The 19,327-nt window shown below is 38.4% G+C and carries 15 protein-coding genes and 3 pseudogenes; 11 read left to right on the plus strand and 7 right to left on the minus strand.

All coding sequences use genetic code 11. From position 1 onward, the window contains the following. The first annotated feature begins 630 nt into the window (after positions 1 to 630). From AC1M9D_RS11295 to AC1M9D_RS11315, 5 genes and pseudogenes are all read left to right on the plus strand, one after another. The gene (locus AC1M9D_RS11295; RefSeq protein ID WP_481612207.1) at positions 631 to 3,165 is read left to right on the plus strand and encodes a hypothetical protein; all 2,535 of its coding nucleotides are present in this window, start codon (positions 631 to 633) and stop codon (positions 3,163 to 3,165) included. 84 nt (positions 3,166 to 3,249) lie between these two features. Next, positions 3,250 to 3,717, plus strand: coding sequence for a hypothetical protein (locus AC1M9D_RS11300; protein ID WP_286379805.1), 468 nt, complete (start codon positions 3,250 to 3,252; stop codon positions 3,715 to 3,717). Positions 3,718 to 3,729: 12 nt separating this feature from the next. Then, positions 3,730 to 4,233: a hypothetical protein gene (locus AC1M9D_RS11305; RefSeq protein WP_286379804.1), complete on the plus strand. Its 504-nt coding sequence runs from the start codon at positions 3,730 to 3,732 to the stop codon at positions 4,231 to 4,233. Positions 4,234 to 4,276: 43 nt separating this feature from the next. Further along, positions 4,277 to 4,498, plus strand: a complete 222-nt coding sequence (locus tag AC1M9D_RS11310) for a hypothetical protein (RefSeq protein ID WP_257222957.1) — start codon at positions 4,277 to 4,279, stop codon at positions 4,496 to 4,498. A 27-nt stretch (positions 4,499 to 4,525) separates the two neighbouring features. Beyond that, positions 4,526 to 4,756: pseudogene (locus AC1M9D_RS11315) on the plus strand (hypothetical protein); the annotation flags it as partial. An 18-nt stretch (positions 4,757 to 4,774) separates the two neighbouring features. Here AC1M9D_RS11315 and AC1M9D_RS11320 read toward each other — a convergent pair. Next, positions 4,775 to 5,638 (minus strand): IS982 family transposase, encoded by an 864-nt coding sequence (locus AC1M9D_RS11320; protein WP_180186330.1) that lies wholly within the window; start codon positions 5,636 to 5,638, stop codon positions 4,775 to 4,777. A 93-nt stretch (positions 5,639 to 5,731) separates the two neighbouring features. On the opposite strand from AC1M9D_RS11320, the pseudogene AC1M9D_RS11325 reads away from it, so the two are divergent. After that, a pseudogene (locus AC1M9D_RS11325) lies at positions 5,732 to 5,941 on the plus strand (hypothetical protein); the annotation flags it as partial. A gap of 768 nt (positions 5,942 to 6,709) precedes the next feature. On the opposite strand, the gene AC1M9D_RS11330 reads toward AC1M9D_RS11325, so the two are convergent. Continuing rightward, positions 6,710 to 7,117 (minus strand): hypothetical protein, encoded by a 408-nt coding sequence (locus tag AC1M9D_RS11330; RefSeq protein ID WP_286379802.1) that lies wholly within the window; start codon positions 7,115 to 7,117, stop codon positions 6,710 to 6,712. A gap of 136 nt (positions 7,118 to 7,253) precedes the next feature. On the opposite strand from AC1M9D_RS11330, the pseudogene AC1M9D_RS11335 reads away from it, so the two are divergent. Continuing rightward, a pseudogene (locus tag AC1M9D_RS11335) lies at positions 7,254 to 8,123 on the plus strand (IS982-like element ISAcsp2 family transposase). Positions 8,124 to 9,238: 1,115 nt separating this feature from the next. Here AC1M9D_RS11335 and AC1M9D_RS11340 read toward each other — a convergent pair. Further along, positions 9,239 to 9,886 (minus strand): HAD-IB family hydrolase, encoded by a 648-nt coding sequence (locus AC1M9D_RS11340; RefSeq protein WP_481612208.1) that lies wholly within the window; start codon positions 9,884 to 9,886, stop codon positions 9,239 to 9,241. After that, complete coding sequence (locus AC1M9D_RS11345; RefSeq protein WP_035265483.1) at positions 9,853 to 11,058, minus strand: DUF1615 domain-containing protein; 1,206 nt, start codon at positions 11,056 to 11,058, stop codon at positions 9,853 to 9,855. Before AC1M9D_RS11345 ends, AC1M9D_RS11340 begins: the two co-directional genes overlap by 34 nt. Positions 11,059 to 11,340: 282 nt before the next feature. On the opposite strand from AC1M9D_RS11345, the gene dusB reads away from it, so the two are divergent. Further along, complete coding sequence (gene dusB / locus AC1M9D_RS11350) at positions 11,341 to 12,387, plus strand: tRNA dihydrouridine synthase DusB (protein WP_481612209.1); 1,047 nt, start codon at positions 11,341 to 11,343, stop codon at positions 12,385 to 12,387. A 45-nt stretch (positions 12,388 to 12,432) separates the two neighbouring features. On the opposite strand, the gene AC1M9D_RS11355 is transcribed toward dusB, so the two are convergent. Beyond that, positions 12,433 to 12,633 carry a hypothetical protein gene (locus AC1M9D_RS11355; protein ID WP_481612210.1) on the minus strand — a complete coding sequence of 67 codons (201 nt, stop codon included), beginning with the start codon at positions 12,631 to 12,633 and terminating at the stop codon, positions 12,433 to 12,435. Between the two features lie 73 nt (positions 12,634 to 12,706). Beyond that, positions 12,707 to 13,756 carry an NAD(P)H-dependent flavin oxidoreductase gene (locus AC1M9D_RS11360; protein ID WP_481612211.1) on the minus strand — a complete coding sequence of 350 codons (1,050 nt, stop codon included), beginning with the start codon at positions 13,754 to 13,756 and terminating at the stop codon, positions 12,707 to 12,709. Between the two features lie 178 nt (positions 13,757 to 13,934). Here AC1M9D_RS11360 and AC1M9D_RS11365 point away from each other — a divergent pair, with 178 nt between their 5' ends. The 3 genes from AC1M9D_RS11365 (at position 13,935) to AC1M9D_RS11375 (ending at position 17,807) form a co-directional block, all read left to right on the plus strand. Next, complete coding sequence (locus AC1M9D_RS11365) at positions 13,935 to 15,194, plus strand: putative DNA modification/repair radical SAM protein (RefSeq protein WP_481612212.1); 1,260 nt, start codon at positions 13,935 to 13,937, stop codon at positions 15,192 to 15,194. Beyond that, on the plus strand, positions 15,195 to 15,974 hold the full coding sequence (locus AC1M9D_RS11370; protein WP_481597344.1) for a TIGR03915 family putative DNA repair protein: 780 nt from the start codon (positions 15,195 to 15,197) through the stop codon (positions 15,972 to 15,974). Between the two features lie 534 nt (positions 15,975 to 16,508). Beyond that, positions 16,509 to 17,807, plus strand: coding sequence for a dicarboxylate/amino acid:cation symporter (locus AC1M9D_RS11375; RefSeq protein WP_035265514.1), 1,299 nt, complete (start codon positions 16,509 to 16,511; stop codon positions 17,805 to 17,807). 262 nt (positions 17,808 to 18,069) lie between these two features. On the opposite strand, the gene AC1M9D_RS11380 is transcribed toward AC1M9D_RS11375, so the two are convergent. Beyond that, complete coding sequence (locus AC1M9D_RS11380) at positions 18,070 to 19,281, minus strand: YeeE/YedE family protein (protein WP_481612213.1); 1,212 nt, start codon at positions 19,279 to 19,281, stop codon at positions 18,070 to 18,072. Positions 19,282 to 19,327: the final 46 nt, after the last annotated feature.

The following is a 19,327-nucleotide window of genomic DNA, read 5'->3' on the forward strand; positions in this document are numbered from 1 at the left end:
CTCATGAGTGCTCGGTTATATGCGGGCCAATTGGTTGTGCGGTAGATTTTGTGTGTAGGCTTCTTCATTTGAAAATTATATCGCTGAAAAAGCCTTTACAGATAGGTTTGTGCAACAAAGCCGTTTCAGAGGCAAACCAACGGGAAAGAATCGAGTCAATTATTTAATAGCGAGTATCAGGCTCATTTATTAAAAATAGCATCTCATTTGGAAGAACTAATTCACCGGCTTACTTATTTGGCAAACAAAAATAATAAGGCATTTTATTTTACCCATTTGTACGGGATTCTTAAAAGTTTAAGCAGCGCACCTAATCCACTAATCATTACGGCGTATCACCTAGATCCTAAGCATGAGTTTAAGCGTTTACTCAATCGGAATACATTTGATTTTGAAGTCAGACAAATCGTTAAAAAAATTCAGTTTATTAAATCAGTTTTGCAGTCTCTGTATGTGGGTAAAAAATCAGGAGTAAGATTAATAAGTAAAGCCAAAATACATTAAGTCTGGGAGCATTTATTGCTCCTTTTTTCATTGCTGTATACACCCATTTTTTGGGGGGCGTCAGTATTTTAATTTATGAGTATGAAATTGCATTGAATCCAATGCTTGGGTACTTAGGAATTAGAAATGAAAGAACAATGTAAGCAGGCCGTAGCCAAGGCTCTGGGTAAAGCCTCTTTGAATGCTCAGGAAGTGCAGAATATTGAAGCCCGAATCAATCAGGCTATGGTGAATCTAGCGCGTAAAGACATTGACCACTGGAGAGGCTTAACCGATCTGGAAAAGCTGTCTGCTGCCAGCAAGCAAGTAGCGGAAGATATTCGGGCTGATTTTGAACGCAAGAAGCGAATAGCCGTACAAGACATTCTTATCCAAAATAAAAACCTAGCCATTCTTCAAGATCCAGCACTCAAGATAAGCGCATCAGAGCGTATAGACCGGATGGTTGCAGCGTATGGCGATATGTCAGGCATTCAGTCTGCAGACTCTAAGACCAGAGTGATAGCAGACCTTTACCGGGGGCAATTGGTAGACACCTATCTAAATATCAAAGGTGGCCTGGGCATATTCACCGATAAGGTTATGGTCCAAAACATCATCAAGGAACTACATGGGGAAAGCACTGGAGACGCTACGGCGCTTAAAGCTGCTCAAGGCATTAGTAAGACCTTTGATGACATTCTAGAGCGTTTTAATCGTGCAGGCGGTGACATTAAAAAACGCCGTGATTATGCATTGCCACAACACCACAGCCCACAAAAAGTAGCTGAGGCAGGTCAAGAGCAGTGGACTAATGACATTATCAACCTGATCAAACGTGAGGACTTTGTAGACGCTCAAGGCAATCTAATGCCTGATGATGAATTAAGAGGTGTATTAGGGGATATCTACACGTCTATTGTGACGGACGGTGCCAATAAAATTGAAGTAGGGAAAGGTTATGTCGGTGGCGGTGCAAAAGTCACTAGCAAGCATCAGGAAGGGCGTGTACTTAACTTCAAGAATGCAGATGCATGGATGGACTATCAATCCCAATATGGTGGCATGCAGCTTGTAGACATCCTGGAAAGTCACATTACAAGTATGTCGAAAGATATTGCCTTAGTGGAAACCTTCGGAAGTAACCCACGCCCTGCCATGCAGATCCTTATGAAAAGTGCTAGACATATCGACACTGTACAAAATGGCGTTAAGCTGGACAAAGTAAACAAGTCCCTTGTACGTGCTGAGACTATGTTTGATGAGTTTACCGGGCAGAATCCACCAGAGAGTAAGGTGCTTGCCAATGCTGGACTAACATATCGCTCCATGAATGTGGCCTCAATGCTGGGCGGTACTGTCCTATCTTCTGCCACTGATCAGGCTATGATGCTGAAAACAGCCCACGTAAATAGAATTGCATACCGGAAAGTATTTGGTGAGATGCTTCGGATGTTGAATCCAGCAAATGCAGAAGACAGGCGTTTCGCTCATAGTCTAGGGCTTGCCACTGAGGAGATGCTAGGTTCTCTTAATCGCTGGTCGGACGATGGTCTAACGTCTGTGCATGGCCGTGCTGAACAGATTGCTAAGGCTTCAAGTTCTCTAGCTACTCAGGTGCTACGTGTATCTGGCTTAAACGCTCTTACTGCTGCATCTAAGATGGGCTATTCCACTATGATGATGAACAAATTTGCAGATTTAACACGCTCTAAAAACTGGAACGATCTTAGCGCCGTAGACCGTGAGTTAATCCAAGGGGGTGGCCTCTCAGAAATGGATTGGAAGGTGATGCAATTAGCCGAGCCAATAATAGATCCAAAGGGCAACCCATTAATGCATGCCCAAGCTATCCAACGTATTCCAGATGAGAAGCTCGCTGAGTTTGGCGATCCAAAACGAATTAAGGATGAAGTATCAACTAGACTGCATACCCATATTCTTGATGAGCAAGGTATGGCAATTATTGAGGCAGGCATTCGAGAGCGTACCAAGTTCCAAGTAGGCAGAGCTGGTACAGAAATGGGGGAGTTTTGGCGCTGTGTAACTCAGTTTAAATCGTTCCCTCTAGCCTTCCTTATGCGACATGGCAGCCGTACCCTATCTAAAAACGGTTGGGCTAGTAGGGCTTGGTATGCTGGCTCATTACTTGGCATGACTACATTACTTGGTGGATTAGTTGTTCAACTTAAAGAGCTTGCCTTAGGTAATGATCCGGCTGCCATGTTTGATGATGATGACAACCTGGAGACAGAAGCAAAGTTTTTCACTCGTGCCTTTGTTGCTGGTGGCGGTATGCCAATCATAGGTGACATTATGGTGGCAGGTATGGACCCAAGTGGGCGTGATACTACTGACTTTTTAGTTGGTCCAGTAGGTAGTGATGCAAAAGCTATCCTATCTCTAACCTTCGGTAACCTGAATCAATGGTATGAGGGCAAGGATACTAATGCTGGCAACGAAGCTTACCGATTGCTTAAAAGCAAAATCCCTGCTCAAAATCTTTGGTATACAAAGGCTGCTACTAACAAACTAATCTTTGATGGCCTTCAAGATGCCATTGCACCAGGTTATCGTGAAAAGCTTATTAGAAAGGCCGAGCGTGAGCAGGACCGGACACAGTGGTGGGGAGAATGGGATGAGATAGAAGCCCCGGATTTTGGTAAAGTCATCGGGCAATAAAAAAAGGAGCTTCGGCTCCTTTCTATTTTTCTATAGATAGGATATGTATTGTTCATTTGAAATATCAAAATAAAGAGAATTGAGATGCTTTATATTCTGGCTCTGATTATAGCAATAGCCATTAGTAGTTTAGGATTCATGCTATACCAAAATAAAATGAATCAGGTCAGAGTTTTTGATAGTAGAGAGGAGTTAACAGCCTTCCTCCGTAAAAAATATACTTCAGAGGTTAAGAGTAATCAGCCTATCCATGGTTTCGTATTAGATGAAGCATCCCTGCAGATAACCTTACAAGATCCAGCTATGGCAAGCTTGGGACGATCCGCCATTGATGTGCAAGTAAATCTTGTGACTAAAGATGGGTATCAGGAAGTAAGTGCACCATGCGGAGATGTTCAAGCCCAATTCAAGAAAGGAGATTTCGTGGTCGTACTTCCGATCCATAATGAACGTCATGGATTTTGGCATTATGTGACTATTGCTAAATTACAGCCTATTTATGATGGTAAGAAGAAGAGCTGGATAATTTCTGAGAATTACCTGCAGGCATAGGACGAAAATAAAATGATCTTAGATCGAGAATTTCAGCTTGAACTTATGACAAAAATGGCCGAGGTATATCCAGCTGCTTATAATTTTTCACAAGATGAGCGATATAGGGATAGTGACTTTCAAACAAAGCTTTTCACTAATCTTTATTATTTACAGTCTCACGGATTATTAGAGGAAAAGAGTATTCATTTAACCCTTGGATTCGGTGGAGGGCAAACTTGGACTCTAGGAAATACCAGGCTAAATCACAAAGGCATGGATTTCTTGGCTGATGACGGCGGACTATCTGCAATCTTGGGTACAGTTACAATCAAATTTGAAACTGAGCAACTCAGAGCTATTCTGGTTACTAAGATCATGAGTTCTGATCTTAGTTATGAGCGTAAAACCACTATGCTTGATGCTATTAAAGAACTACCTGCAGAGGGATTAAAGCATCTAACAATGAAAATTGTAGATGCTGGTTGGGATAGCATGGATTCTCTTATGAGCCTTATACAGAGTGCAATAACATAATGAATTCTCACATTTGTGGATACAGCTTAAGAGATAACAGCTAATGACCCTATACATCTCGACACCTGAGCTATTGAAGCGTTATGGAATTACTAAAGGTACTCTGATCAGCTGGAGAAATAAGAAGAATTTCCCTGAACCAGTCATTAAAGCGCATGGACGTTCCAGTAGCCGTTACGGGATCAAAGCGGTCGATACCTGGGAAAGAGACAGTGGCTTGCTTGACTCACTTGAAATACAGCCTCTGATAACACCGTATACATAATTTTAGTAGAAAAAGGAATTTCACATCATGAAGAAGATAATAGCGGTCTCTCTAATGGCTCTTATGAGCTCAGTCGCTTTGGCCACCCCAATTACACTTCAGCATTCTAAGACTAGCTATGTGAACTCTGGCATCTGTTCCGCCGTAGTGGATGTGACAATCCATGATTTTCTTGGAACCTATGACAAACTGTATTTAGACCTGGTAGCAAAGGACAGATCCGGCAGAGTGCAGGGGACTTCGGAAAATGTAATAACCTGAGTTCGATGAAATATTTTAGCTTTTTAGCAAGTTTTGGAAAGTTGGCTTATTTGGATTTAAGCAATAAGCCACTATAGCAGCCATAATATTCACCATAAAGTTATTCACCGAACGATGACGTGAATGGTCAATTTGATGTAAGTTTTTTAACTGATCATTCACTGTTTCGATCAATCCTCTTCTGCAAAGCAATTGTTTTTCTTCTTCAGTTTGGATGGGTTTATTTTTCATATTCTTGCGTGACGGGGTTAATAGTCTGAGCCCCCTTGCTGCTAAAGCTTCAGTTTTTGCTTTACTCAGATAGCCTTTATCGCCCAGTAAAATACCTTTTAACTCTTGGGTTAAAGATTCAAGTACAGCAACATCATGAACACTTCCCGATGTAATCTTGAGATTAATAATTTCACCCAAGTTGTTGATAACAATATGGACTTTAAATCCATAAAACCAACCTGTGCTACTTTTACCACGACCAGCTAAGCCTTTAAATACACGGTGTCTTTTAATTCTAAGATTATGGCAAACGACCAATTTAGTCGAATCAATAATACAAATTCCGGTATCTTCTCCTTTAACTTGATGGAAGAAACTACTCAAAGCTTGCAAACAACGCGGCATTATTTCAATGAAACGATTGTAGCTAAGAAGCTTGGGAAAAGCTGATTTCCAAAATGGAACGAGCATTTGGCAATAAAAATATTTGAAAAATCTAAATCCAGATTTATGAAATAAAATGACAATAGTCATAACTTCAGACAGGCTTAAAGCTGACTTTTTCATTGTTGTTTTTTGATCAGAAATTAGAGCTTTCTCTAAAGATTCATTAAACTTTTTGCAGAAATCATCCAAGATACAAAATAATTCGGTAATATAGTCCATGAAAAAGCCTTGCTCTGAAATGTTTTGTCTTCGTAACCAAGATATTACAGATGCTAAGGCTTTTTTTTTATTATTTTTTATGTCGAACTCAGGTTAATAACCTACGGCGATATACAAAATCTTCAGGGTAAAGCATTTGGAAATGTTTTTCTTGAATCTGAAACAATGTGTGGAGCAGATCGTACTTGGACAGTTCAGGTTAAGCGCGCCGTCTTGGTCGTAGATGGTAAAAGAGAAGATCTACTGAAGGCCAAGAAAGTTCATATTGATGATTTTCAGCCTATGAGAATAGTAGCTAAATAACAGACTGATTAATAATTCTTGAATATATAGACTAAATTTTACTCATGTCTACCGTTACACAGCCGGAAACTGTGCGTTTCTGACATTTTTACCGTCCGTTTCTGACATTTTTACCGTCCGTTTCTGACATTTTTACCGTCCGTTTCTGACATTTTTACTGTGCGTTTCTGACATTTTTACTGTGCGTTTCTGACATTTTTCGCCGTCCTGTTCATCCTAGATAACTCACTAAGAATAGTGATAGTAAGTATTTGAACCTTACAAAACTTAACCTTTGAACCTGATAAGACTTGAAATTAGAACCCAGCAAAACCCAACGATTGAACCTGATAAAACCTGATATTTGTTTTACGTAGTTATACAAGATAGACAATAGTTAAAAACGGCGTAAACCTTGATATGACAATGTTTGAGTGTGGTTTTGATGGTCTTTTTGATGCGGTGCTGTAAAACAAGAAAATAAGGGGGGGATTCTTTACATTGATGTGGGGGATAGGGGTCTTTCCTTGTTATACGTAGTTATACGGATTCGATTTATTTACCTTGACGTACCTTGACGAAATGCAACTTTAACAAAATGGTTGTAACGCTTATCTGATAAGGCTTTGAAGGTGTTTTTATAGTGTTTTTTGATATGGTGCTGTCAATCTAAATTAATGGCGTGTCGTATATTTAAAAAAGTGTTAATTAAATTCAGTATAAGAGCCTCTCAAAATAATTACGGTTATACAGATTCCATTATTTAATCTGTATAACCAGCATTTCTAATTACTCTTGAATGGGATGAACCTTCGCCCCTTCTGGTAACCATTTCGTGAGATGTAATGTTCCCAAGCCTTGAGGTTTCAGATAGTTGAGATGCTCCAGATCTTTTTCAAAATTATCCACACCAACAAAACATTTTGATTGATTAATAACTTTTAAACCAGACTGGGTAATAGATGGAATAATTGTAGCTGTTTTATTTATAACGGAATTATCAAATGCTTTTACCATTGCTTGACGGTCTTTTATAGGAATAGGTATTGTGAATACCTGAGTATAGACTTTATTTGTTGTTGAATATTGTTGACCATAAAACCCTTCACACCAACCATAGCCAACTTTCTCAGCAAATACATTTTGGACACTTACTGTAAGCAAGCCAGCTACCAAAATTTTTATAGAATTTTTCATAAGAACTCTTTAATTACCTTATTAAACTTTTAATATATTAACATTACCTGAATCGCGGATAAGAAATTGACTTGAAAAATAAGAGGACTAGAGCCATCAGTTGAGTTACCACACCAAACTCACAACTCTAGTCCTGATGTTCAATAGTACCGAATTATTCTGCGTAATTGATGATTTTTTTCTTAAATTTGAATCAACTTATTGGGAGTTTCTCAAACAAAACTGTGGTTCCTTAAGAATCAGAACTGCTCAACTCACAATTTCAGAAATCTGCTTTATTGCCATTTGGTACAAATGCTCTCATTTCAATAATTTCAAAGCCTTTTTCACCTGGTTAAAAGAAGATAAAAGCCATTTATTTAAGTACTTGCCTTGCTATCAAAGGATGATTCATCTGATCAATATGCACTAATTGGCCCTACACGCTTTACATGTGGCGCTGATGAAAGACCAAGCTACACAATATTTATGGATTGATTCAACAACTCTGCCAGTTTGTAAAAATCAACGTATTCAGCGTCATAAATCATTAGTCCAAATTGCATCACGTGGTAGAAGCTCAATGGGCTGGTTTTATGGCTGTAAATTACATATTGCGATGAATCAATTTGGTGAAATTGCCTGCTCTGCTTTATCGAATGGACATGTTGCTGACATAAAAATGGTTGAGCAATTGGTTGCTGGTATAGAAGCAAAACTTTACGGGGATCGAGGTTACATCAGCCAAGAATTAAAAATCAGATTGAAAGATCAAGGTATTGATTTGATTACTTATCATCGAAAGAATATGCGGGCTATTCAACTCTGTGCATCAGATGAATATCACCTAAGACAACGCAATAAGATAGAAACATTATTCAGTTTATTGAAGGGGCAATACAATTTAGTGACGAGTCAAGCACGTAGTCTTCATGGATTTCTGAGTGGAATTTACGCCTCACTATGTGCATATCAATTAACCCATCAAAATAAGCCAACAATTCAAATTAAGGAATCATCGGCTTAAGCAGGATCCGGGTATATATAAGAATAGCTAAAAATAACTAAATTATGACTAGGCTTAGTTATCTAATTAGACTGCATTCAAAGTATTGTTTTCAAAGGTCAATCCAAAATAGGACTGTCATTTTAGTGAAAATAGGCATTTGCAAAACAATCCTATGAAAGAGATACTTTTATCTAATTAGACTGCACCGATCTAAAGCAATCTAAAGCTCGTTTTTGGTATAAAAGCAGCATTTGCGAAACAATCCTATGAAAGAAGCGTTTTCGCCTAATTAGACTGCACCGATCTAAAGCTGTTTATTCTATTGTCACGATTTCCGTGATAGTTGAATCTGCATGGTTATCTTGACCATTCGGCTATTGGGTTGGTGTTGGCCAGGTGGTATTCCTTTTCACTACACTTTAAGTGTAGTTAGCGTTCCGAGAGTTTTCGGATCGGGACCATTTCCCCCATTGGGGGATATAAGCAAAATTGCGTTGGTTAATGAACTACGAAACTTTCGTACAGTCACACAGTGTGGGTATGGTCAAGATGACCACCCCTAAAAGCCTAGACCACTAGCGGAATTCCGCTATCGCTATGCCATGCTCAGATGTGAGCAACGGTATTCACTGAGCGAAAAATTGCGTTGAGTGGGTGTGTCCAAATATGGACAGACCTCAAAATTGAGTTTTGCACGTGACTATCAGGTACTCACAAAGATACGCTCAAATCTGAGTGCATCTCTTAACTGCCTTTAAAGTGTAGTAGCGGATCAGGAATATTCACCCCAAGGGGAGATATGAGCAATTTTGCTCACATTTAAAACGCGACCAAGTGAGTACCTTAAAGCCACTCACAAATCACTGACAGTCAAAAGTGACGTGCAGCATAAGCACCACAAAAAAGATGAGCTTTATAATCCGATCCATTAAGAACCTGAGCCACCAGTAAGGGGAGCAGCTAAAAAACAATTTATTGCCCAATATGAGGAGGGTATAGAACACGATTGGAGGTTAAATGGGAGGTTAAATATTTTAACCTTGCAAAATACTATAATTAAAACAGTTGGTTATACACTTTATATATCGCAATCATATGGCGATCTATTAATTTCTTATTTAATAAAAGCTCGCTTAGGCGAGCTTTTTTTGTGGGTCAAGATCGGGTAATTGATGAGATGATCCGACCATATAAGGATAATCAGCCATATCCAACATCGCTTGATCCTCATAAGAATTTCCATAAGCATAAATTGATTGAAATTGGTCTACATCATATTGCTTGAGTATGCGATGTCTTTTTTCTTCGCCACTACAATCAGGAGAAGAATAATGACCCGTATAAAACTGATTAAGCACTTCAGTTTCAGTACAAATCAAATCTACATTTAAAATTTGAGAAATGGGTTTTAAATAAATATCAATGGATGCAGAGACAATCGCAATGCGGTCACCACGGAGTTGATGCTTGATCAGTTGTTCATAAATGGGTGAGTTTAAGTGTTGTTGTAATGAATGGGCGTATTCAAGTGCAATCGGATCTGCATCAGATTTAGAAAATCCAGTAAACATTGCCTTGAATAGCTTAGGGCGCATTGCGTGCGCGGGGTAGATATTTAAAAAATAGGCTTGAATCCAAGGCAGGGTTTTTAGTCCTTGCTTAACAATATGTCGTTTTGATAAGGCGTAAAAGATAAAGCTCGTAAAACTATCTTTTTCACACAGTGTTCCATCAAAATCAAATAACGCTAGGTTTTGATTCTTTTTGCTTTCTGCATACATGTTTGATATCGACCGTTAACTCGCGTAGCAAACCAGTTGGTATTGTAGTCGCGACTAAGCTTAGGACCTGAAATAACCACTTCAGGCATAATGGCATAAAATTTTTCTTTTCCAATTTTCTTTTCGTAAAGCTCAGTCACAGCTTTATAAGTTTGCGTATCTTCAAACTTTTTCTCTTTTTCTTTCTTTAAATCAGCTCGAATTTGACGAGGTGTAATAAATACATTATTTGCGGCAAATACATTGATAAGTTCTTGTTCAGATTGACTCTTTTCAGCTTTTGGATTGCCATTTTTATTGTACAGTAATAAGTCGCCATCAAGCGTTAACTCCGCTGCTGTTAATTCATTGAGCATGCTTTGGAAAGCGGCGTTACGACTTGAATACATGCCTGAATTGTAGTCTGCAAAGCGATATATGGGTTGATCATAATCTGCTGGATACATCATCAGGCGGTGAATACCATAATAGAGTCCGCCATATTGACTGTAAAGGTCTGATCTTAGATCAGCGATACTTCCACCTTGGCGCTTATGATCTTTTGCATAGCTAATATGAACTTGCATAGAGCCTAAAGTGGTAATGGGATTTAGTTTTTCACCAATATCTTGACCAACGAGTTTAGCTGCACCAGTGAGTGCACTGACATGGTAGTGTTTTGCCATGTGAGCAAAAATCTCACGATACAATTCATCTAATTCTCGTTCGGTAGAAACTTTCCGCATTTGTTTCAGATAATTGTCTTCAGGTGTTGGCTGATTTTTTAAGACCTCTTGGAAATACCCAGCAACGGTGCCTCCGATACTATCTCCTAATTTATCTTTGAATTTTTCATCTAAACGATCTTCAATTTCTTTAACTGCTTTGGCACCTAGTCCGGGTACATGGGGATCTGCAACAAAATTAGATTCTTGATCGACTACAGCAATAATGGTACACACATTTTCTTTCGTTTGGGGTATACCGAGTTGCTCTGTTATTTTATAAATATCCTCGGCCCATGAACCACGATTATTAACGCGGCCAGGAATGAGTTTTGAGATTTGTTCTGCATCAATCGTTTTATCTTGTGTGTTCCACCATGATGAGTCACCACAAGCACTCATGAATAAACTTAATGTAGCAACACTACAGGCTTTAAAAATTACATTAGAGCGAAAGCTATTTTTCATAAATGCAAAGTATCAGGGATAAAGATTCTAGCGAAGTATACTATTTCATTCACGATTTGTGAGAACTTATATGTATACAAGATAATGGCAGCATGCTTCAAATATAAATCTAAGTGTTGAACTTAAGTTCATCCATTAACATTCAAGCAAAATGAGATAAAACATATTTTTAGTTTCAAATGTTATATAATTTAATGCTTGTATCTAATTTCAATCTCTCAATGAGTGCAGATTTAAAAAGTTAAGCATTCTGAAACTGTTTCATCATCACTGGTATTATTCATGTCTCAACATCCTGTGATCCGTGATTTATTTGATCGCGAAAAAACAACTCCTGTTTTTGTAGCACCCATGGCAGGTGTAACGGATCGACCATTTAGAACCTTGTGTAAATATTTTGGTGCAGGACATGCAGTTAGTGAAATGATGACTTCTGACAAAACGCTGCGTATGAGCAAGAAAAGTCTCTACCGAGCCAACTTTGATGGTGAAATTGCTCCAATTTCAGCACAAATAGCAGGATCAGACCCACGGGATTTAGCTGAAGCTGCACGATATCAAGTGTCAAATGGTGCTCAAATCGTTGACATCAATATGGGCTGTCCAGCGAAAAAGGTGTGCAATAAATTAGCAGGTTCTGCACTCTTACAAGATGAAGACTTGGTAGCTAGAATTTTAGATGCGGTGGTCGAGGCAGTAGATGTCCCTGTAACACTTAAAACGCGCTTAGGATTTTTAAACGGACATGAAAATATTATGCGTGTGTCGAAGCGCGCAGAACAAGCGGGTATTGCAGCTTTAGCATTGCATGGTCGTACACGGGAAGATATGTATTTAAATACTGCACGTTATGATCTAATTAAAGAAGTGAAGCAAAATATCTCTATTCCAGTCATTGCAAATGGAGATATTGATAGCCCAGAAAAAGCCAAGTATGTATTAGATCATACTGGTGCTGATGCCGTGATGATTGGTCGAGCAGCACAAGGTCGTCCATGGATTTTTAGAGAAATTGCTCATTATTTAAAAACGGGACAGCCACTTGCAGCGCCATCGATTGCTGAAGTGAAAGAAGTTCTATTGGGACATCTGAATGAGCTATATGAATTTTACGGTGAGTATTCAGGCTGTCGCATTGCACGTAAACATATCGCGTGGTACACCAAAGGTCTCCACTCAAGTAATGAATTTCGTCAGAATATGTACAAAGTAGAAAGTACAGCGGAACAAGCCAAAGTCGTAGCCAATTATTTCGATTTACTTTTGTTAAAAGGGCAAATTATGAGTGATGTTCAAGTGGAATCTGTGGATTTATTAAAATCAGGTTGAGTTTCTATATGTCAGCACTCAACTGAGATAAGTTATTCATACATTCTACTGTTTAGATTCAAGAGGTTGTAAATTTACTTGAGAATCCGATTTTTTCTCTTCAGGAGATTGTGATTGATCTTGATTTAAAATTTGAGCATCTAACTGCTCAACATTATGTTGAGTGGACTGATCTTTATCTTGAGCATGTGAATAGGTGTCTATTCCAAATCCAATCGCCACAAGTGCTAATAATACAAAACCCATACTTTTCGCTACATAATTTAACAATTCATTGTAGATAAAAAAACGTCAGCTCGGTATGGGTTTTATCGATTATTTAAGCATCATATTGATCAATTTCTAATATGATTTGATTGATTAAATCAGGTGCTTCTAAAACTCTGATTTGATTTACATTACTTCCTGCCCAGAATGCACCAAAACTTTCATCTTTGTTGGTTAATGCTGCTGCATTTAGTTGTTTACCTAAATCATATGCATAAGGGTAGGGAGCAACTAACTCACGCTGAGGTAAATCTACGAGAGTTGACCAACTGTTGATTATCCCTCTCGCTGGTCGCCCAGAGATGCTTGATGTAATTTGAGTTAAAGGCTTACTTAATAATGCATTACGATAAGCTGCATTTGCAGCTGAACTCTTGCATTGTACAAATGCAGTACCGAGTTGTACGGCTGAAGCTCCGAGATTCATCATATATTTAGCTTGAAAGCCATTCATGATTCCACCAGCTGCTACGACAGGTATCTTGCAGGTAGGAACAAGTAATTTTATTAAATCTGCTGTTTTGATTGCACTGTCAAAATGCTCATTAAAAATACCACGGTGTCCTCCCGCTTCAATACCTTGTGCAATGATGATATCAATCCCAGCGTCTTCAATTGCTCTAGCTTCCGCTAAGTTCGTTGCTGATACCATCGTAATAATACCAGCCTCTTTGAGGGCAGATATTTGATGTGCATGAGGTATCCCAAAGTGAAAACTCACCGCCTTAGGTCGAGTTTCTAAGACTAAATCTAAAAAATCATCATTATCTAAAAAACTGGGGTAAATACATTTTAATTCTTTGGGTGGTTCAGTATTAAAGTTATCAAAGTGGGGTTTTAGATAATTTATCCAGTTTAGATTCCGTTCAGAATCAAGTTCAGTTGGTTTGTGGCAAAAGAAATTCACCTGAAAGGGTAAATCTGTTAATTTTTGAGTTGCAACTATTTGTTGTCGAGCATTTTGGATACTGGCAGCACCTAAACCAAGAGACCCCAATCCACCTTGATTGGATACTTCAGCTGCCAGTTCTGGTGTGGATACCCCAGCCATTGGCGCTAAAAAAATGGGGTGCTGAATGGATAATTGTTCGAGTAAAGACATAATCAAGCTCCATGATTCAATTTCACTTTGCACAATCATGGTCAGAGAATCAAATTATATTCATTATTTAGTGCGAAAATGCAAAGCGTCAAACTGTGTCGCATGAGTGATCACTGACATTTGGTAGAATAAATAAACAATTATAATATTCGAAATCTCATTGCTTCCCCATACATATATGTCTGATCGTATCCGTGAAAAATTACAGATTTTAGCTGATGCTGCCAAATATGATGTGTCTTGTTCCTCAAGTGGTAGTAACCGCAAGAACAAAGATAAAGGTCTTGGTAATACAGGTTCCGGAATTTGCCATAGTTATACCGAAGATGGTCGCTGTGTTTCATTATTAAAAATTTTATTCTCAAATGTCTGTATTTATGATTGTGCGTATTGTGTCTCTCGCCGTTCAAATGACGTAAAGCGAGCAGCATTTACCGTCCAAGAAGTGGTAGATCTGACCATTAATTTTTATCGTCGAAACTATATAGAAGGGTTATTTTTAAGTTCAGGAATTTTTAAATCCGCGGATTACACCATGGAGAGAATGCTTCAAGTCGTAAAAAAATTAAGGCTTGAAGAAAATTTTAATGGATATATTCATCTCAAAACTATTCCGGGCGCTTCTCAAGAGATTATTCATGAGGCTGGACTGTATGTCGATCGGATGAGCATTAACTTGGAAATGCCGACAGAAGAAGGCTTGGTGAAATTTGCACCTGAAAAGTCGCATGCAGAAGTGCAGAAAGATTTAGCTATTGTGAGAGACCGTTTGATTGAATTGAAAGATGAGAGAAAACTAATCAAGTCGGTTCCTAAATTTGTGCCTGCAGGTCAGACAACACAAATGGTGGTCGGTGCGCATCACGAAACAGATCGTGATGTAATCTTGATGGCTGACAAGCACTATAAAGATTTTAAATTAAAACGGGTGTATTACTCAGGATATATTCCTATCAATCCAGAAGAGGCTGCTTTGCCTGCTGTAGGTTCTGCACCGCCGTTATTGCGAGAAAATCGCATATATCAATCAGATTGGTTAATGCGTTTTTATGGATTTGAAGCCAACGAAATTGTAGATGAAGCACACCCTAATTTAGATTTAGAAGTTGATCCTAAATTAGGTTGGGCTCTAAGACATCCAGAGCAGTTCCCAGTGGATATCAATACTGCTGAATATAAAATGATTTTGCGTGTTCCTGGTATTGGTGTGAGATCTGCTAAGAAAATTGTACAGGCTCGCCGATTTGGAAAAATTCATATCGATCAGTTAAAGCGCTTAGGCGTTGCTTATAATCGTGCTCAGCATTTTATTCGATGTGCTGATACACCTAAGTTTAAAAGAGAACAGCACGCTCATCAGATCCGCCAGCAAATTTTACAAAGTGGGCAATCAAAATATGTGAAACAACTGTCACCTCAACTTGGATTTGGGTTTTAAATGGCTGTGTATGTTTTTGATGGTACCATGACTGGGTTGCTGTGCTGTGTTTTTAGAGCTTTTCAATTCAAAGAGTTCGACGTAAAAGTTCAAACTGAAGGAAACGCTCACCAGAATTTGTTTGATGAGTCAGTCCGAGTTTACAGTGAAGAAAAGCAAGCGGAACGAGTCTGGCAAGGTTTAAAATCTAAAATTTCTGCTTCAAGTTTACGTAATTGGTATTTTACTTTTTTGTCTGAGCAGGAAGTGGCATACCAACATCTATTTGATTATTCCATTTATATCTTTAAGCACCAATATGCCGTTGAAAAAAATTTCGGTCATCGTGATGTTTTAGCGCTTGCACAATGGGCTAAACAAGTTGGTCGTGAAAAGCACCGAATGGAGGCATTTGTTCGCTTTAAAAAGTGTAAGGATGGTTTATTTTTATCATTAGTAAGACCAGATTTTAATGTTCTGCCTTTAATCTCTAAGCATTTCAAAGCACGTTATCAAGACCAGCGTTGGTTAATTTATGATGAAAAGCGACGCTACGGAATTTACTATGATTTGAAGCAAGTCCATCAAGTTAATTTGAATGCAGCCGAAATTGATCAAAATATCCATATAGGTTCTAGTCAATCATTCATGATTGAACTCGATGATCAAGAAGAGCTATATGATCAACTTTGGAAGGATTATTTTAAGAGTGTAAATATAGTGGCACGTGATAATCCTAAGTTGCATGTTCAATACGTACCTAAAAGGTATTGGAGATATATGAATGAAAAGCAGGTTTAGTATGATTTTTTAAAAATAAGTTATTGAATTTATTTGATAAAATATAATAAAAACAATTTTTAAGAGTGTTTTAAATTTATACTACTAAAATTATTAATATTTTTTGATTATATTTCTTTAAGGGTTATTTACATAAGATATTGAATTATATATTTATATATATTGTTCTTAGATTGCATTGAAATTTAATTATACTTTATAGGTATATATTGGGTCATAAAATAAAATTATTTGTATTTTTAATATTCAAAATTAACTTATGAATTTTTAATTTTCATTTTTTTTCTAAAAATATCAAAACTTAATTTTATATGAGTTAATTTTTATGAAGATTCATATTTAGTCATCTCAGCCCAATTGGACTCTATAAATCTTTTTTTCTTAGACTAATAGTTAAGCCCGACTTTTTCATTCAAAAAGTGAATGTCACTAGAATTTCGACCTTTGAAATTATTTAACGCGCAATTCATTTTTGAGTGTGAAATTTATTGCATTTAACAATGGATTCACTTTTTTGAATTAGAAGGGTCTTCCATGGATATTCACGTTGATGAGCAATCTCAACCACCTAAGAAGCAAAAGTTTTATCAAATTTTATATGTTCAAGTCATCTTTGCAATTATTGCGGGTGTCACACTTGGACATTTTATGCCGGAGTTGGGGGCAAGTTTAAAACCTCTTGGCGATGCTTTTATTAAAATCGTCAAAATGATCATTGCACCCGTTATTTTCTTGACTGTGGTCACGGGTATTGCTGGTATGACGAATATGGGCGCAGTGGGGCGAGTGACGGGTAAAGCAATGGCTTACTTTTTAACTTTCTCTACGCTTGCGCTGATTGTGGGCATGATTGTTGCTAATCTTATTCAGCCGGGTAAAGGTCTTAATATCGATCCTGCTGCTTTAGAAGGTGACAAAGTTTCAACTTATGTTGAAAAAGCTCAGGATGCCTCTATTGTTGACTTCTTCATGAATATCATACCAAAGACTTTAATTAGTCCTTTGGCGGGTGGTGATATTCTTCAGGTTTTATTTGTTGCTGTTCTATTTGGTTTGGCGCTTGCAGCGGTGGGTGAAAAAGGGAAACCAGTTACAGACTTCTTAACGACACTGACCGCTCCGGTATTTTACCTTGTCGGTATGTTGATGAAACTAGCTCCAATTGGTGCATTTGGTGCGATGGCGTATACGATTGGTGCTTTCGGTATTTCGAGTATTGGAAATTTACTATTATTAATCGTAACGTTCTATATTACTTCACTTTTATTTGTTCTGCTTATTCTGGGAGCAGTTGCACGATACAATGGATTTTCTATCATTGATCTCATCCGCTATATCAAAGATGAATTATGGTTAGTATTAGGCACGAGCTCTTCTGAAGCTGCACTGCCAACGCTGATGAATAAAATGGAAAAAGCGGGTTGTGAAAAGTCGGTCGTTGGTTTGGTCATTCCAACTGGATATTCATTTAATTTAGATGGTACAAATATCTATATGACGATGGCTGCTCTTTTTATTGCTCAAGCCTGTAATATCGATTTGACCATTTGGGAACAGATCACAATTTTGTTGGTTGCGATGATTAGTTCAAAAGGGGCTGCAGGTGTAACGGGTGCGGGCTTTATTACTCTGGCAGCTACATTATCCGTTGTTCCAGCATTACCTGTTGCAGGGATGGCACTTATTTTAGGTATCGATCGTTTTATGTCTGAATGCCGCGCATTAACTAATCTTGTTGGCAATGCTTGTGCAGCAATCGTTGTAGCACGTTGGGATAATGCATTAGATAAAGAACAATTAGATGCAACTTTGAAAAAGAAAGTAGAGGCTTGACTTCACTTTTAAGATCTAAATTTTAAGCCCATCTTCGGATGGGTTTTTATATAGATGATGCAGCATTTATCAAACTCAGAGTAAGCGCATTCAGATTTATTATAAGAACAAACTTTGGTGGCGTAGATGATTTCAATCGGCTAAAAATTTAATACTCCTTTCTTTTTCTTTCTTATCCTCTTGAATGGTTGTAATTGCACTATAGAAAGATAAAAAAACGCCCAATTGAAATTAGGCGTTCTTAAATATCGATATTTGCTGATTAGCAACCTGTAAGTTTTTCAGGCTGAGGCTTTTCATTCGGGAAAAATAGTGGACGAAGTTTCACACCTATACCATTACCAATAAAAGCGAAAATGAGCCATAACCAACCATGTAAACTGCCTGATGCAATGCCGCTGAAATAAGCACCGATGTTACAGCCGTATGCTAATCGAGCGCCATAACCCAACATGATACCCCCAATGACTGCTGCTAGAATTGAGCGTTTAGGGATATTGAGACTCGGTGCAAATTTTCCAGCGAGACCTGCTGCAAGTAAAGCGCCGAGCATGATGCCAAAATTCATCATAGAGGTGATATCAAACCACAACGAATTTACTAAAGCTTTAGCATTTCCAGGTTGTTGCCAATAGTCCCAAGCTGTTACATCAATTCCGACTAATGTTGCACCTTTCGCTGCCCATACTGCAAGCGCAGATGTGACACCCCATGGGCGACCAGCCAATGCAAGCGTGGCGAAATTAAGCAGGGTGAGAATAATACCACCCCAAATTAAAGGCCATGGTCCCTTTAGGAAACGTTTCCAGCCTTGATGTGCTGCAACAGGTTCTTGTTCAAGCTGACCGTGGCGTTTTTTCTCGAAGTAGATTGTTGCTAATGCGATTAAACCAAATAGCACAAAATTGAGTAATAGCGCTGGAATAACACCAAAGCTTTGTACTACTGAAATAGGGGCTAAATGTGGCAGTGCAAACCACCATTCAATATGTGAAGTTGCGATCAGTGAGCCTAAACAGAAAAAGAATAGAGTGATCAGCATACGTGAGCTACCACCACCGACAGTATAAAGTGTCCCAGATGCGCAACCACCACCCAGTTGCATGCCAATTCCGAAAATAAAAGCACCAATCATCACGGACATCGATACGGGATTGACGTTGCCTTTAACGGGTTGACCAAATAACTCACCTGCACCTAAAGCTGGGAAGAAGAGCAGTACTGCCAGGGCGAGCATAATCATTTGTGCACGTAAACCGCGACCTTTGCGTTCTTTAATAAAAACGCGCCAGCTCGACGTAAAACCAAATGATGCATGGTAGAGCGTCATACCAAGCGCGCCACCAATGAGGAATAACAGGGCTTGATTAATTCCCACAATTTGATGAGCACCAAGGGTACCTACGATCAATAAAACAATAGCGATCCAGACCGATGGCTGTGATCGGTCAGATTGAGCTGCAATAATGGACATGGAGATAAGAAAAGCTGATAAAACACATCAGCATTTTAATTGATTG

This window comes from Acinetobacter sp. ANC_7682, from assembly GCF_056779795.1.